Source organism: Sphingomonas phyllosphaerae (genome assembly GCA_036946405.1).
GTDB classification, from domain to species: Bacteria; Pseudomonadota; Alphaproteobacteria; order Sphingomonadales; family Sphingomonadaceae; genus Sphingomonas; species Sphingomonas phyllosphaerae_D.
The window spans coordinates 2,505,298-2,521,719 of record JAQIJC010000001.1; the positions used below are offsets into that span (position 1 = coordinate 2,505,298).

A 16,422-nucleotide genomic window follows, 5' to 3' on the forward strand; every position below is an offset into this window, starting at 1 on the left:
CCTGCTGCCGGTCAGCCGAACAGGCCCTGCCACGCACGACCGAAGAAGCCCGCCTCGCCCACATCGCCACCGGCGACCAGCGGCATCCGTTGCTCGGGCAGGCCGGGCGACGACACGACGAGATCGGCGATATGGGCGCCCTGCTTGATCGGGGCCTTGATCGGGCCGTCATAGACGATCTTGGCGGCGAGCTTCGGGCGGCTGCCCGACGGGATCGTGACGGTCAGGTCCTTCGGCGCGACGAGCTTCACCTCGCGCGCGCTGCCGAGCTGGACCGTGGCGGTGCCGACCTCGCGCCCGGCCTTCACGACCGGCTTGGCCTGCCACGCGCGAAAGCCCCATTCCATGAAGCGCACCGATTCACTCGCGCGCTGGTTGAAGCTGGTCAGCCCGGCGAGCACCATCACCAGCCGGCGGCCGTTCTGCTCCGCCGAGCCGGTGAAGCCATAGCCGGCCTCCTCGGTATGCCCGGTCTTGAGACCGTCGGCGCCGGCGACGCGGCCGAGCAACGGGTCGCGGTTCGCCTGAGTGATCGCCTGCCCGGCGCCCATCGTCTTGCCCCAGGTGAAATCACGGCGCGAATAGAATTGCTTGTAAAGTTTCGGGTGCTGCTGGATCGTCGCGGCGGCCAGCGTGGCGAGATCGCGCGCGGTGACATAGGTGACCCCGCCGTCCGGCCAGCCGTTCGCGGTGCCGAAATGGCTGTTCTTCAGCCCGAGCTTCGCGGCATCCTCGTTCATCCGCTCGACGAACGCCTGTTCGGTGCCCGAGATGCCCTCCGCCAGCACGATGCACGCGTCGTTCCCCGACAGCGTGACGATGCCGTAGAGCAGGTTGGCGACCGACACGCGCTCGCCCGACGACAGGAACATCGTCGACCCCGCCTTGGGGCCGTGCCACTTCTGCCACGTCTCCGGCCGGACCTCGAACTCGGTATCGAGCTTCAGGTCGCCGCGCTTGATCATCTCGAACGCGGTGTAGACCGTCATCATCTTCGCCATCGATGCCGGCGGCATCCGGCGATCGGCATCACGCGCGAACAGCACCGCGCCCGACGACAGATCCTCGAGGAACGCGACCGGCGCGGGCGTGTCGAACTGCGGCGCGGCGGCGACGGCGGGCATCGCCAGCGCGACGACGGCAGCGGGAAGCGCGAGGACGGTCAGCAGCTTGGTCATTGATGGTTCCGTGTGTCGAGGCGATGGGAATTGATCGGCGTCATGCCATAGCGCACCGCCGCTATGACGCAATCGCATCGGCGAGCAGACCGACCGACAGCGCGTAGAAATTCGAGCAATTGTAGTCGAGGATCACGCGGTAATTGCCGGTCAGCAGATAGGCGGTCTGGCCGGGGCCGTCGGGCTCGATCAGCGTCGCCTGCACGTCGTCGGCGAGCGTGCGGCCCTGCGCCGACACGCCGAGCGCGCGCCACTCGCCCATCGAGCGCCACGCGCTGTGCCGCTCGAACACGCGCGGGCAGCGCGGCGAGACGAGCCGGTTGCGGACTTCGCTGCGGTCAAAGCTGGCGGGCACGTTGACCGCGACGCCCCATGGCTGGCCGCGCCGCCAGCCGGCCTGAACGAAGTAATTGCCGATCGATGCCAGCGTGTCCGCCGCGGAGTTCCAGATGTCGGCGCGCCCGTCGCCATCGCCGTCGCGGGCGAGCCGCAGGTAGACGGAGGGGAGGAATTGCGGATTGCCCATCGCGCCGGCCCAGCTTCCGGTGAGCTGCGTGCGCGACACGCCGCGGTCGATCATCTTGAGCGCCGCGATCAGCTCGCCCTCGAACAGCGGGCGGCGCCGGCCCTCATAGGCGAGGCTGGCGAGGCTGCGCACCGTGTCGAAATTGCCGGTGTACGAACCGTAATTGGTTTCGTGGCCCCAGATCGCGACCATGACCTGCTCGGGCACGCCGGTCGCCGCCTCGACGCGCGCGAGCCGGGCGCGCTGCGCTTCGTAGGTGGTGCGCCCGCGCGAGATGCGGGCGGTGTCGACGTGCGTGGTGCGGTAGGGCGCGAAGCGGGGAACCGGCGCGTTGGGCCGCGCCTCCGGTTGCTGCTGGTCCAGCGCGACGACCCGGGGGTTGAAGGTCAGCGCGGAGAGCACGCTGTCCAGCGTGGCGGTCGTCACGCCCGCCGCAGCCGCACGCCCGCGCACCTGCGCCAGATAGGTGCGGAATCCGCTGTCGTCCTGCGCCGATGCCGCCGTTGGCGCGATCAGGCACATGGCCGCCGCCAGTCCGCGCGAGAGAGTTGTTACCGCTTTCATGATCGCGCGGTTCTGACACAGCGCGTGCGGCGGCGGTACCGCAAATCGTCGCGGGACGCGCACGGATGGCCGCAGCGTCGCGCAGGGGCTTGAACCCGGCCGAGCCTTGCTGCCATAGGCACTGCCCACCGCGCGACGGGAAGAGTGGCCGAGCGGTTTAAGGCACTGGTCTTGAAAACCAGCGAGGGTGCAAGCTCTCCGTGGGTTCGAATCCCACCTCTTCCGCCATCCCCTCCCCTGCGCCAAGCCGCGCTTAGGCGCCGGAAAGCAAGCATTGGACGCGCAATCACCCGCCAGGCGGTAGGGAATGGCGGATCAAAGACCGTCGCATGATAACCATAAGGGGAATTCGCATGAGCACCACTCGAGCCGCGCTGCTCGCTGGCGCCGCGCTGTTGATGCCGGCGCTGTTCACGCCGGCCGTCGCGCAGACCGCCGCTGACGTGTCCGGGGATGCCGAGGCCGGTGCCGCCAACGAGGTGGTCGTCACCGGGACGCGCGCGCCGGGGCGCAGCCGGCTCGACACGGTGTCACCGGTTGACGTGCTGACCGGTGACGCGCTGCGCGCGCAGGGCACGACCGAGCTGGCCGATGCGCTGTCGACGGTCGCGCCGTCGATCGACTTCCCACGGCAAGCGGCGGTCGACGGCACCGATGCGATCCGTCCCGCAACGCTGCGCGGGCTGTCGCCCGACCAGACGCTGGTGCTCATCAACGGCACGCGCGCGCATACGTCGGCGCTGCTCAACATCAACGGCTCGATCGGGCGCGGATCGGCGGCGGTCGATCTGAACACGATCCCGACCGTCGCGCTCGACCGCGTCGAAGTGCTGCGCGAGGGTGCGTCGGCGCAATATGGCTCGGATGCGATCGCGGGGGTCATCAACCTCCGGCTGCGCGAAGCGCGCGAGGGTGGCGGTGCGAACGTCACTTTCGGCACCTATGCGACCAGGTACGACGCGGCGCGGACGTCGCGATCGGTGCGCGACGGCGAGACGGCGACGTTCAGCGGGTGGAAGGGCTTTGCGCTCGGCAGCGAGGGCTTTCTGACGGTGTCGGGCGAATATGTCTCGCGTCAGCCGACCAATCGCGCCGATATCGATCCGCGCGGGACGAGCACCAAGCGGATCCGTGCGCGCTTCGGCGATCCGGAGGTCGAACAGGGCACGGTCTACGTCAATGCCGCGGTGCCGCTCGGCGACGGCAACTGGACGGCCTATGCCAACGGCGGGTTCCAGCAGCGTGACAGCGAGAGCGGCGCCTTCCCGCGCGTGGTCAATGCCAACAATCTGAACGCGGATGCGCTGATCGGCCTGTATCCCGACGGCTTCCTGCCGCTGATCGGATCGCGCTCGAAGGACTATAACGCGACCGCCGGCGTGCGCGGGGAGCTGGGCGGCTGGAACGCCGACCTGACCGTCAGCTATGGTCGCAACACGATAGATTTCGAGACGCGCAACTCGGGCAACGCGACCTATGGCAACGCCTCGCCGCGCGACTTCGACAGCGGCCGGCTTCGCTACGACCAGCTGACCGCGGGGCTCGACCTCGCACGCGAATATTCGCTGGGCGCGGCGGTCATCAACATCGCGGCGGGTGGCGAATATCGCCGCGAGGGCTTTGCGATCGGCGCCGGACAGGCGGAGAGCTACAATCGCGCGGCGGGAGCCGACACGCGACTGGCGTCGGGGGCGCAGGGTTTCGTCGGTTTCCGGCCCGAGAACGAGGTCGACGTCCACCGCAGCAACGGCAGCCTGTACCTCGATGTCGAGGCGCGGCTGTGGGACAAGTTGACGTTCGGCGCGGCGGCGCGGGGCGAGAGCTATTCGGACTTCGGCGAGACCGCGACCGCCAAGCTTTCGGCACGCTATGACGTCGCGCCGTGGCTGGCGTTCCGGGGTTCGGTGTCGACCGGCTTCCGCGCGCCGTCGCTCCAGCAGCAATATTATACCTCGACCCAATCGCTGGTGAACGGGAACGTTCTCCAGGAAACGGGCCTCTACCCGGTGTCGAGCGATATCGCGCGGGCGCTGGGCGCCTTGCCGCTCGATCCCGAGAAGTCGCGCAACTATTCGGCCGGTACGGTGGTGCGGTTCGGCGGGTTCAGCCTGACGGTGGACGGCTATCACATCCGTATCCGCGACCAGATCGCGCTGTCGGAGAACATCCAGGCTATGGCGAGCACGCAGGTCGCCAACCTGCTCGCGCCGTTCCGGGTGCAGGCGGCACGGTTCTTCATCAACGGCATCCAGACCACTACCAAGGGATTGGACATCGTCGCCGCCTATACGCTGCGCACGCAGAACCTCGGCAGCTTCAACCTGAGCGCGGCAGCGAACCTGAACGATATCTCGGTCGATCGCGTGCCGACCTCGACCGCGTCGCTCAACCCGGCCCCAAGCCTGTTCGGCCGCAACCGCATCCTGACGATCGAACAGGGCACGCCGCGGACCAAGATCGTCGGCGCGGTCGACTGGCGCGGCGAGGCGCTCGGCGCGACGCTTCGCGCGGTGCATTACGGCAACGTGCTGCAGCCCGGCACCGTGGTCGCGAACGACGTCTACACCGGGCGGCGCACGATCATCGACCTCGAGGGGCGCTATCGCTTCAACGACAATGTCACGCTGGCGCTCGGCGCGGAAAATCTGTTCGACGTCTACCCGAACACCACGCCGACGGCTCTCAACAACAACGGCGTGACTGCCTTCCCTTATTATTCGCCGTTCGGGTTCAACGGCCGGCAGATCTACGGCCGGCTCAACCTGACCTGGTAAAGCCCGCACGCCGTCGCGGTTCACGGATCGCGGCGGCGGCGCTATCAGAAGCGCCATGCGAACGATCTTCCTCGGGCTGGCCGCTCTTCTCTCCACCATCCCGCAGGCCCGGGCGGAGACGATCCTGTTTGTCGGTAACAGCTTCACCTTCGGCGCCAATACGCCGGTGCGGGTGCTGAACGCCGACCGCGTCACCGATTTGAACAACGAACGGATCGGCGGCGTTCCCGGGCTCTTCAAACGCTTCACCGAGCAGGCCGGGCTCGATTGGCAGGTTTCGCTCGAAACGTCGGGCGGCAAGACGCTGGGCTGGCATTTGACCGAGCGGCGCGCGGTGATCGACCGGGCGTGGGATCATGTCGTCCTGCAGGAATATAGCACGCTCGATCCGGCACGCCCCGGTGACGGTGCGGCAACGATCGCGGACGCGGGGCGTATCGCCGAACTGCTGCGCGCGCGGAACCCCAACGTCGCGATTACGATGACGGCGACGTGGACGCGACCCGACCTCGTCTTCCTGCCTGACAGGCGCTGGTCGGGGACCCCGGTCGAGCGGATGGCCAACGACGTGCGGCGCGTGATCGACACCGCGGCCCGGCGCGCGAAAGCGGATGTCGCGCCCGTCGGACAGGCGTTCACGTGCGCGATCCGAGACGGCGTCGCGGATGCGAACCCCTATGACGGGATCGATTATACCCGCGTGCCGCTGTGGTCCTACGATCACTATCATGCCAGCAGCTATGGCTATTATCTGGAAGCGCTGGTCGTGTTCGCGCGCGTGACCGGTGTCGATCCGCTCACCCTTGGCGGACGCGAGGCGGCGGCGGGTGAGCTGGGCTTTTCGGAAGCGGAAACCGTCGCGCTGCAGCGATCCGCGCATGATGCCATCGTCACCAACGGTGGCTGCGGCCGATGACCGGGTCAGGCCGCGCGCTTCATCGACGGTCAAGCTGCGTCGCGGTAGGATGACGAATAAAAAGAGATCGAGGTTGCGCCATCTATAGCCGGTATCGTCGTCCCCGGCGCCTGCGTCGACAGACCAAGGCGTTCGTGTTCATGATCGTCCTGATCGGTATCGGACTTGCCGGTGCGGGGCTGTGCCTGTTCGCACTGCGAAGCTGAGCACCGCCGTTCAGACCGCGGCGTCGCGGATCGTCTCCATCGCGACGAACGTCGAGGTGCTCGCGACATGTGGGAGCGAGGAGATGCGCTCGCCGAGCACTTCGCGGTAGCGGCGGATGTCGGCGGTGCGCACCTTGAGCAGATAATCGAAACTGCTGGCGATCATGTGGCATTCCTCCACCTCCGGAATGCGCAGCACCGCGCGACGAAATTCCTCGAGTGCGGTTTCGCGGGTGTCGGACAATTTTACCTCGGTGAAGGCGATGTGGTCGAGCCCGAGCCGCGCCGGATCGACGATCGCGCGGAAGCCGAGGATGTAGCCGCCGTCGATCAAGCGCCGGAGCCGGACCTGACAGGGCGTCTTCGACAGCCCGACCCGTTTCGCCAGCTCGGTGACCGACAGCCGCCCTTCCGCGCGCAGCGTCTCGATGATCCGTCGGTCGAACGCGTCGATCGGCCCGACTGCTGGCGTTTTCTGGTCCGTTCGGTTCGTCATGACCGCCCAAATAGCATCATTCGGCGCATTGGTCCGCGAAAACCGGGCGGATCGCCACGACATCATCCGCTATGGAGCGCTGACCACGAGAGGATATTCCGCGATGCGCGCCGCTTTGCCCCCGTTCGCCGACTTCGCTCCGCCGATTCGTGCGCAAAGCGCGCTGCGGCAGGCGATCACGGCCGCCTATCGCCGCAATGAGCCCGAATGCCTCGCGCCGCTGCTCGACGCAGCGACGCTCCCCGACGACGTTCGGGCGGCGACCGCGGCGACGGCGACCGCGCTCGTCACCGCGCTGCGCGCCAAGCACAAGGGAACAGGCGTCGAAGGCCTGGTCCAGGAATATGCGCTGTCGAGCCAGGAGGGCGTGGCATTGATGTGTCTCGCCGAGGCGTTGCTGCGCATTCCGGACGTCGCGACGCGCGACGCCTTGATCCGCGACAAGATTTCCGGTGGCGACTGGCGAAGCCACGTCGGCGATGGACGCTCGCTGTTCGTCAACGCCGCGACGTGGGGGCTGGTCGTCACCGGAAAGCTGACGGGCAGCGTCAACGATAGCGGATTGAGCGCGGCGCTGACCCGGTTGATCGCGCGCGCCGGAGAGCCGGTCATTCGTCGCGGCGTCGACATGGCGATGCGGATGATGGGCGAACAGTTCGTCACAGGCGAGACGATCGGCGAGGCGCTGAAGCGCGCGCGGCCGCTGGAGGCGCGCGGCTTCGGCTATAGCTACGACATGCTAGGCGAGGCCGCGACCACGGCAGCGGATGCCGATCGTTATTATCGCGATTACGAGACGGCCGTGAACGCGATCGGCGCGGCATCGGCGGGGCGAGGGATCTACGAAGGCCCCGGCATCTCGATCAAGCTTTCCGCGCTCCACCCGCGGTACGTGCGGGCGCAGGCCGAGCGGGTGATGGGCGAATTGCTGCCGCGCGTGAAGGCGCTGGCCTTGCTCGCCAAAGGGCATGACATCGGCTTCAACATCGATGCCGAAGAGGCCGATCGGCTCGAGCTGTCGCTGGACCTGCTCGAAAGCCTCGCGACCGATCCCGATCTTGCCGGCTGGAACGGGCTCGGCTTCGTGGTGCAGGCCTATGGCAAGCGTTGCCCGTTCGTCATCGACTGGATCGTCGACCTCGCGCGGCGCGCGGGGCGGCGGATCATGGTCCGGCTGGTCAAGGGCGCCTATTGGGATGCGGAGATCAAGCGTGCGCAGGTCGACGGGCTTGCCGACTTCCCGGTCTATACGCGCAAGGTCCATACCGACGTCGCCTACACCGCCTGCGCGCGCAAGCTGCTGGCGGCGCGCGATGCGGTGTTCCCGCAATTCGCGACGCACAATGCGCAGACGCTGAGTGCGATCTACCACCTCGCCGGTCCGGCCTTCACGATCGGCGACTACGAGTTCCAGTGCCTGCACGGCATGGGCGAGCCGCTGTACGACGAAGTCGTGGGTGCGGCGAAGCTCGACCGGCCGTGCCGCATCTATGCGCCGGTCGGGACGTATGAGACGCTGCTGGCCTATCTCGTCCGACGGCTGCTCGAAAACGGCGCGAATTCGTCGTTCGTCAATCGCATCGCCGATCCCGACGTGGCGGTCGCGGATTTGGTCGCCGACCCGGTCGAGACGGTGCGCCGGATGGCGGCGCCGGGGCAGAAGAACCCGCAGATCGCTTTGCCCCGCGAGCTTTACGGCGCGCGGCTCAATTCCGCGGGTCTCGACCTCAGCGACGAGACGGTGCTGGCGTCGCTGAGCGCGACGCTGACGGCAGAGGGGCCGTGGCAGGCCGGCGCGGTCGGGACCGGGCGGGCGGTGCTGAACCCGGCGGACGATCGCGATCAGGTGGGCGTGGTGTGCGACATGTCGGTCGAACAGGCGCTCGACGCGGCGAAGAGTGCTGTCGGCGCTGCGGCAGGCTGGGCGGCACGCCTTCCTGCCGAGCGCGCCGCGACGCTCGACCGCGCTGCCGATACGATGCAGGCGCGGATGCCGCAGTTGCTGGCGCTGATCGTCCGCGAGGCGGGCAAGTCGCTGCCCAATGCGATCGCCGAAGTGCGCGAGGCGATCGACTTCCTGCGTTATTATGCCGAACAGGCGCGCTCGACTCTGGGCACCGGGCACCGCGCGCTCGGGGTGGTGACGTGCATCAGCCCGTGGAACTTCCCGCTCGCGATCTTCACCGGTCAGGTCGCGGCGGCGCTGGTCGCGGGCAACGCGGTGCTCGCCAAGCCCGCGGAGGAGACGCCGCTGATCGCCGCGCAGGGAGTCGCGATCCTGCACGAGGCCGGCGTGCCGCGCGACGTGCTGCACCTCGTCCCTGGCGACGGCGCGATCGGTGCGGCGCTGGTCGCGGCACCCGGGACGTCGGCCGTGATGTTCACCGGCTCGACCGAGGTCGCGCGGCTGATCCAGCGCGAACTGGCGACGCGGCTGCTTCCGGATGGCGCGCCGATCCCGTTCATCGCGGAAACCGGCGGGCAGAATGCGATGATCGTCGACTCGTCCGCGCTCGCCGAACAGGTGGTCGCTGACGTGATCGCCTCCGCGTTCGACAGCGCCGGGCAGCGCTGCTCGGCATTGCGGATCCTGTGCCTTCAGGAAGAGGTCGCGGATCGTACGCTGACGATGATCCGCGGCGCGCTCCACGAGCTGTCGATCGGCCGTACCGACCGGCTGGCGGTCGATATCGGTCCGGTGATCTCAGCGGAGGCGCAGGCGACGATCGAGGCGCATATCTCCAGGATGCGCGCGGCGGGGCATCGCGTCGAGCAGGTGGCGCTGTCGGGCGATATCGCGAACGGCACCTTCGTTCCGCCGACGATCATAGAGTTGAGTGACATTGCGGAGCTGGAGCGCGAGATCTTCGGCCCGGTGCTTCATGTCGTCCGTTTCCGGCGCGCCGATCTGGACCGGCTGATCGACCGGATCAACGCCACCGGTTATGGCCTGACCTTCGGGCTGCACACCCGGCTCGACGAGACGATCGCGCATGTCACCAGCCGGGTGAAAGCGGGCAACCTCTATATCAACCGCAACGTCATCGGTGCGGTCGTCGGCGTCCAGCCGTTCGGCGGCCGCGGGCTTTCCGGAACCGGCCCCAAGGCGGGCGGGCCGTTGTATCTGGGACGGCTCGTCGGCGGTGCGGCCCTGCCCCCCGCGGTCGTGTGCGACCATGCCGATCCGGCGGCGCGCGATCTGGCGATGCGGCTGGAAGAGCGCGGCGAGCACGCGGCGGCAGCGCGGGTGCGTGCGGCGATCGCGGCGTCGATGCTGGGCGCAGAGGTCGAGCTTGGCGGGCCGGTCGGCGAGCGCAACCTGTACGCGCTGCATCCGCGCGGGCGGGTGCTGGCACTGCCCGAGACGCGCGACGGCTTGCTGGAGCAATTGGGTGTCGCGCTGGCGACCGGCAACGACGTGGTGATCGGCGACGCCGACGATGTGCGCGATGCGCTGGCGTTGCTCCCGGAGACAGCGGCGGCGCGGGTGCGCGTCGCCGACGACTGGCGCAACGAGCCCGCATTCGCGGGTGCGTTGATCGAGGGCGATGCCGCACGGGTGGGAACGGCATTGGCGACGCTCGCGGCGCTGCCGGGGCCGATCGTGCTCCCGCAGGCGGCGAGCGCAGGCTATCGGCTCGATTGGCTGGTCGAGGAAGTCTCGACGTCGATCAACACCACCGCCGCCGGCGGCAATGCCAGCCTGATGAGCCTGAATTGACGTTGATGTGAGTAAAGCGGGCGCGTGCTGGCCGGAACGGCGTCGGTGGTGAGCCGTATAGTCCCGACACATCATAGAGGGACTTGATGGCGCTCACCCCGCGCCTTTCCGGGCAGGTTGCCGCCCGGGCGCATCATTCCGGTGCGGCACGCCTGCTGAAGCGCGCCGCGCCGTTCTTTGCGATCGGGGAGGTTTCGGGTGGTCCGCTGCTGATCGCCTCGCTGATCGCACTCGTCCTCGTCAATTCGCCATTGGGCGGCGGCTATGAGCACATCTGGGACACACCGTTGCGACTGAGCTACGGCGGGCAGTCGATCGCGCTGCCGCTGGCCGAATGGGTCAACGACGCGCTGATGCCGTTGTTCTTCCTCATCATCGGCACCGAAGTGAAGCGCGAGTTCAGCAAGGGGTCGCTCTCGTCGGTCAAGACCGCCGTCCTGCCGGTCGCCGGCGCGATCGGCGGGCTGATCGTCCCGATCGGTATCTATCTCGCGTTCAATCACGGGACGGACACGCAGCACGGCTGGGGTGTCGTCGCGGCAATGGACACGGCGTTCAGCCTTGCGATCGTGGCGATGTTCACCACCCGCCTGCCCCCGGCAGTACGCGCGGTGTTGCTGGCATTTGCGGCGATCGACGATGTCTTCGGCCTGCTGGTGATCGCCTTCGCCTATACCGAAACGTTGCAGGCCAGCTACCTGCTGTTGGCGGCGGCGGGCTATATCGGCATCCTGCTTCTGCTACGGCTCGGATGGGTCGCGTCGGTGGCCTATGTACTGCTGGGCGGTGCGGTGTGGATCGGGGTGCTCGGGTCCGGCGTGCACCCGACGATCGCAGGGGTCGCGATCGGCTTGCTGTTGCCGACCAGTTCGCGGCTGTCGGAGCAACGCTTCGTCGAGCGCGTGCAGCGTCCGGTCGACCGGCTGCGCCGTGCGCAACGCGTGGCGAGCACCGCCACCGACGACGAGACGGCCGAACGCGGGCGCGAGGAGGCGCAAAGTCAGCTCGGCTACATCCATGAAATGGCGGCGGCGACCGACGAGCCTGCGGAACGGCTGGTTCGCATCCTGACGCCGTGGGTGTCGTACTTCGTCCTGCCGCTCTTCGCGCTGTCGAACGTCCGCATCCATCTGTCGGCCGACCTGATCGGCGACGCCCTGCGTTCGCCGCTGGCGCTGGGGATTGTCGTCGGGCTGGTGATCGGAAAGCCCGTGGGCTTCTTTGCGGCGACCTGGGCGGCCGCAGCGGTCGGAATCGGCAAGTTGCCGGAGGGCGTGACGTGGCGGATGATCGTCGGCATCGGCGGCGTTGCGGGGATCGGTTTCACGATCTCGCTGTTCATCGCCGAACTGGCCTTTGCCGGCGCGGAACGCACCGAGATCGCTGCATTGGCGATCCTGACCGCCTCGCTGATCGCCGGGCTGTTCGGCTACGTCATGTTGTGGAGCGCGGCGAGGCAGATTGACGGCCGGCAGACCGGCGGTTGATCGGCAGCAACGTAATAAAACGCGCCAACAACCGGGCATGACATTGTATCGCAATGCTTACTGATTTAGGTTGGGCACACCTTGGATCGTTCCCCGCTCGCCCCCCAGCCCGTCACGCCATATGTTGCGCCGCCCGAGATCGGCGCAGCGATCACTGCGTTCGCCGCCTCGCTGGACCCCGGTGACCCGTTCCTGGCCGCCGTGACCCACTCGATCACGCCGATGGTCGTCAGCGATCCACGACTGCCCGACAATCCGCTGATCTTCGTCAACCATGCGTTCGAGGCGCTGACCGGCTTTACCGCCAGCGAGGTGATCGGCCGCAATTGCCGCTTCATGCAAGGGCCGCTGACCGAGGAAGCGGATATCCGGCGCTTGCGAGCGGCGATCGCGCGGCGCGAGCGGATCGATATCGACCTGCTCAACCACCGCCGCGACGGGACGCCGTTCTGGAACCGCTTGATGGTCGCGCCGGTCTTCGATCCGGCCGGCGAATTGCGCTATTTCGTCGCCACGCAACTCGATGTGACGATCGAACGCCATCGCCTGCGCCAGTTGCAAGAAGATCGCGACGCGCTGAACGCCGAAGTGGAACGTCGCGAGGCGGCGCTGGTGGAGCGTGAGGCGCGGCTGGCCATGGCGCTGAAGGCGGGCGGGCTCGGAACATGGTCGCTGGCGCTGCCCGATCTCCATCTGACGGTTTCCCCCGCCTATCTCGACATTTTCGGTCAGTCGGCCGGCGAGCCGTTCAGTTTCGCGGATTTCGAGCGGCGCCTGCATCCCGAGGATTATCAACGCGTCTGCGCAGCGTTGACCGAGACCGTCGAAAACGGTGCCTCGTACGACATCGAATATCGCGTGCTGACTCCGGCTGGCGAGCAACGCTGGGTCCATGCGCAGGGAGCGTTGCAACGTCGCGCGGATGGATCGCCCTTGGTCCTGTCCGGCTTTTCGTCGAACATCTCGGTGCGCAAGTTCGCGGAGGAGCATCGCGCGGTGCTCGCACGCGAACTGACGCACCGGGTCAAGAATACGCTCGCGACGGTCGGCGCGGTGGTCAGCCAGACGCTTCGTGATGCCGGCTCGTTGGACGAAGGACGGCGAGCGGTCGCGGGCCGGATCGCCAGCCTCGGCACCGCGCATGAATTGCTGGTGCGTGATGAGGTCGAGGGAGCGGCGATCAGCGAGATCGTCGAGCGCGTGCTGGCACCGTTCATCGATTCCGGGGGCAGCCGCTTTTCGATCGAGGGGCCGTCGATCCGCCTGTCGCCCGAGATCACGCTGGCGCTGTCGATGGCCTTGCACGAGCTTGCGACCAACGCGATCAAATATGGTGCCTTGTCCGTTCCCGACGGATCGGTGCAGATCCGCTGGGCGCTGGCGGATTGCGCGGGGCAGCGGCGGTTTCGCTTTTCTTGGATCGAGCGCGACGGGCCGGTGGTCGAGCCGCCGACGCGAACCGGCTTCGGCACGCGGATGATCGAACGCGTGCTGGCCGGTCACGTCAGCGGCAAGGCGGCAATGAGCTATCCTCCATCGGGTGCGCGGTTCGAGATCGAGGCGCCGGTCTGATCGTCGGCGTCACTCCTCCGCTTTGCCGGCATCGTCGCAGCGGCTGGACGGGCGTGGCGTCTTGCGCTTCGGGGCGGTGGTCGCAAACTCCCTGGCATCCATCGCGCCCGAGCGATCGTGATCGGCATCGGCAAAGCGGGTGGTGGTCTTGATCGCCCATTCGTCGAACGACAATCGCCCGTCGCCGTTCGCATCGAGCTTGGCAAAAGCCTTGCGACGAGGAACGAGATATTCGTCGCGGGTGACCTTGCCGTCCCGATCCTTGTCGTAGCGGTCAAAGCGCTTCTGCTCGCGGTCCCGCGCCGGTGCTTCGGGGAGCGTGAGCGCTTGTGGATCGTCCACTACGGCATCGGCGGCCTGGCGCGCGGGGGCCGCCGGCACCGAGCGAGCATCGGGGCGCGCCGACCCGTCGAAGATCAGCCATCCCGCCCCGACCAGCGCCAGCGCTGCGACGCCGCCGACCAGATAACGCCACATCTACCGTTGCCCCCCCCGTTTTGACCCACGCGCAGGCTAGCGCGCGCTCTAGCCGGGGCAAGATGGCGTTCAGCGGCCAGTGACCCGAAACCACAACAGGCGTGCCGCACGCGCAGGATGACCGCGGGGTTTGGAATAGCGCGCGAGGTCGAGGCGGGCGGATCGTGCCACCGCGCCGATCGCGCGCGCGGCGACCGGCCAGCGATGGGCGGCGGCCGTTGCAAAGGCGTCGCGTGCCATGTCGCGCGCCAGGGCGGCGGCTGTCGGCGCTTCGAGATGCCGCGACAGATCGGCCAGCGCCCAACCCGTTCCCGACACGACGATCGCGGAATCGTCGCTTCCGACGATCGTCGCCATCGCCGCGAACATCCCACCGCCGCGATGCGTGCCATGAGCCTGTATCGCTTCCCGATCGAGCGTCGGTTCGAGCAGCGCCTCCCACCCCTCGACGAGATCGGCGAGGCGATGGCCGGGAACGTGCGGCACGACGTCGCGTGCAAGTGCCTGAAGCACCGGTTCGGCGGGCGGCGGGGCGTTGTCCAGCGCCGATAACGCCTCGTGCCACCACGTCAGTCGCATCTGGCCGACGATCGGCTCGCGCGTGGTGCGCAGGATCGCGGCCAGCCGATCGTCGAGCTGCCACAGCGCATCCAGCGCCGCGCGATGTGCGGGCGCGGCGTAGGTCATCGCCAACGCTCGTTCCGGGTCGCCGACGCTCTGGGTCACTTGTCCATTAACCATCCCGCTTCAGCCATCCTTACCCGTTCCTGCCGCATGGCTTCGTGCCTCCGCCGATCGACCGTGACGAGATCTTCGCGTGCCGTTTACCCTACCACGTCCCCTGCCTCACCTGTTACGTGACGTCGCCGGCAACGTCGCGATCATGGCGGCGTTTGCGGTGATCCCGCTGCTGGCGATGATCGGTGGCGCGATCGATGCGAGCCGTACCTACATGGCCGCGACGCGCCTGCAACAGGCATGTGACGCCGGCGCGCTCGCCGGGCGCAAGGCGATGGCGAACGTCACCACCCTGACCGATGCCGAAAAGGCCAAGGCGAGCGAATTCTTCCGCTTCAACTTTCCCGCCGGCACCTATTCGGCCGAGAAGGTCACCGCCGTCTTCGACAAAGGCGCGAACGGTGTCGTGGTCGGCCGCGCGTCGCTGTCGATGCCGACGACGCTGATGCGGATGTTCGGCTTCGGCGCGATTCCGGTCAGCACGACGTGCAAGGCGGAACTGCATATTCCGAATACTGACATCATGTTCGTGCTGGACGTCACGGGATCGATGTCGGCCAATCCGGCGGGTGGCGCGGCAACCAGCCAGAACCCGAGCAAGATGGATGGGCTAAAGCAGGCGGTGAAGGACTTCTACGCGGCGCTGGGCCCCGGCCCGTCGACGGGCGCCGGCCGCATCCGCTACGGCTTCGTGCCCTATTCCTCGAACGTCAACGTCGGGCGCGTGCTCTATGCGCTCAATCCCGCTTATATCGCCGGCGGGTCGGGGGACGAGAACGTCAATTATCCTTCGCGTCGAGGCAAGGCCGTGGCGAAAACCTGCGCGGACCGCAGCAACTCCAATTGCTTCGACGTCGATTGGTCGTGGGCGAACCTGTCGGTCAACGTGAGACCGTGGGTTCAAGCAAGCGGCAAAGTCGCCAATCCAGCATATATGCAGAGCAACCCTAAAGACCCAGACGATTATGCGCCTTCTTCCTTTGCATGGGACGGCTGTATCCGTGAAGCGAGTACGGTACAGAACATAACTTCGACATCCTCGCTCGAACCGCCGTCAGGTGCATATGATCTTCAGATCGATCTGAAGCCGAACAGTGCAGCCACGCGCTGGAAGCCGGCTTTGTCGCAACTTCAATATCAGCAATATCCTTGGCCGAACGACAAGTTACAGACGATTGGCTATAGCTGCCCAAAGGAGGCCGGCCCGCTACGGCAGTACACGAGCGACTATAACGCAACGTCGAAAAGCTCTCCGAGCCTGAATACCTATGTCAACGCCCTTCAGCCGACGGGGCAGACCTACCATGACATCGGCCTGATCTGGGGAGCGCGCCTTCTCGCGCCCGACGGCATCTATGGCGCAACGAACGCCGACTCCGTCGCGCCGGGTGGCTATCAAGTGTCTCGCCACATCGTCTTCATGACCGACGGCCAGTTGGACACCGACGCCAAACTGGCCGACGCGTGGGGAGTCAATGCCCTGATGGACAAGGTACAGGCGGACAATGCCGTCGCGCCGGCTTCGGCCGGCGAGGATCGCATTTACGCGAGCCATCTGCGTCGTACGCAGATCATCTGTAACGAAATGAAGAAGCGCGGTTTCATCATCTGGATCGTCGGCTTCGGCAATCAAGGGCTGTCGCAGGAGCTCAAGGAATGTGCGACCGACCCGGATCATTGGTCGATTGCCACCGACACCGCGGCCCTTCGGCAGTCCTTCGCCAAGATCGCGCAGACGATCGGCGGCTTGCGGTTGTCGTCGTGAAG

11 protein-coding genes and 1 tRNA gene are annotated in these 16,422 nt (G+C 67.2%); 7 read left to right on the forward strand and 5 right to left on the reverse strand.

Features of this window, described 5'->3' with window-relative positions:
- Positions 1–11: 11 nt before the first annotated feature.
- Together PGN12_12025 and PGN12_12030 are read right to left on the reverse strand one after the other, a co-directional pair.
- The gene (locus PGN12_12025) at positions 12–1,178 is read right to left on the reverse strand and encodes a D-alanyl-D-alanine carboxypeptidase (protein MEH3104624.1); all 1,167 of its coding nucleotides are present in this window, start codon (positions 1,176–1,178) and stop codon (positions 12–14) included.
- A gap of 61 nt (positions 1,179–1,239) precedes the next feature.
- Positions 1,240–2,268: a lytic murein transglycosylase gene (locus PGN12_12030; GenBank protein MEH3104625.1), complete on the reverse strand. Its 1,029-nt coding sequence runs from the start codon at positions 2,266–2,268 to the stop codon at positions 1,240–1,242.
- A 138-nt stretch (positions 2,269–2,406) separates the two neighbouring features.
- Between PGN12_12030 and PGN12_12035 the strand changes: the two genes are divergently transcribed.
- From PGN12_12035 to PGN12_12045, 3 genes are all read left to right on the forward strand, one after another.
- A tRNA-Ser gene (locus PGN12_12035) sits at positions 2,407–2,496 on the forward strand.
- A gap of 125 nt (positions 2,497–2,621) precedes the next feature.
- Positions 2,622–5,042 (forward strand): TonB-dependent receptor, encoded by a 2,421-nt coding sequence (locus PGN12_12040; protein MEH3104626.1) that lies wholly within the window; start codon positions 2,622–2,624, stop codon positions 5,040–5,042.
- A 55-nt stretch (positions 5,043–5,097) separates the two neighbouring features.
- Complete coding sequence (locus tag PGN12_12045; GenBank protein MEH3104627.1) at positions 5,098–5,958, forward strand: SGNH/GDSL hydrolase family protein; 861 nt, start codon at positions 5,098–5,100, stop codon at positions 5,956–5,958.
- 216 nt (positions 5,959–6,174) lie between these two features.
- On the opposite strand, the gene PGN12_12050 is transcribed toward PGN12_12045, so the two are convergent.
- Positions 6,175–6,660, reverse strand: a complete 486-nt coding sequence (locus PGN12_12050; protein ID MEH3104628.1) for an Lrp/AsnC ligand binding domain-containing protein — start codon at positions 6,658–6,660, stop codon at positions 6,175–6,177.
- Between the two features lie 103 nt (positions 6,661–6,763).
- Here PGN12_12050 and putA point away from each other — a divergent pair, with 103 nt between their 5' ends.
- The 3 genes from putA to PGN12_12065 all read left to right on the forward strand — a co-directional run bounded on the left by putA (position 6,764) and on the right by PGN12_12065 (position 13,440).
- On the forward strand, positions 6,764–10,381 hold the full coding sequence (gene putA, locus PGN12_12055; GenBank protein MEH3104629.1) for a trifunctional transcriptional regulator/proline dehydrogenase/L-glutamate gamma-semialdehyde dehydrogenase: 3,618 nt from the start codon (positions 6,764–6,766) through the stop codon (positions 10,379–10,381).
- Positions 10,382–10,467: 86 nt separating this feature from the next.
- Positions 10,468–11,868, forward strand: a complete 1,401-nt coding sequence (gene nhaA / locus PGN12_12060) for a Na+/H+ antiporter NhaA (GenBank protein ID MEH3104630.1) — start codon at positions 10,468–10,470, stop codon at positions 11,866–11,868.
- A gap of 81 nt (positions 11,869–11,949) precedes the next feature.
- The gene (locus PGN12_12065; protein MEH3104631.1) at positions 11,950–13,440 is read left to right on the forward strand and encodes a PAS domain-containing protein; all 1,491 of its coding nucleotides are present in this window, start codon (positions 11,950–11,952) and stop codon (positions 13,438–13,440) included.
- A gap of 9 nt (positions 13,441–13,449) precedes the next feature.
- On the opposite strand, the gene PGN12_12070 is transcribed toward PGN12_12065, so the two are convergent.
- Positions 13,450–13,917: an EF-hand domain-containing protein gene (locus tag PGN12_12070; protein ID MEH3104632.1), complete on the reverse strand. Its 468-nt coding sequence runs from the start codon at positions 13,915–13,917 to the stop codon at positions 13,450–13,452.
- Positions 13,918–13,986: 69 nt separating this feature from the next.
- The gene (locus tag PGN12_12075) at positions 13,987–14,604 is read right to left on the reverse strand and encodes a hypothetical protein (GenBank protein ID MEH3104633.1); all 618 of its coding nucleotides are present in this window, start codon (positions 14,602–14,604) and stop codon (positions 13,987–13,989) included.
- Between the two features lie 130 nt (positions 14,605–14,734).
- Between PGN12_12075 and PGN12_12080 the strand changes: the two genes are divergently transcribed.
- Positions 14,735–16,420, forward strand: a complete 1,686-nt coding sequence (locus tag PGN12_12080; GenBank protein ID MEH3104634.1) for a TadE/TadG family protein — start codon at positions 14,735–14,737, stop codon at positions 16,418–16,420.
- The last annotated feature ends 2 nt before the right edge of the window (positions 16,421–16,422 follow it).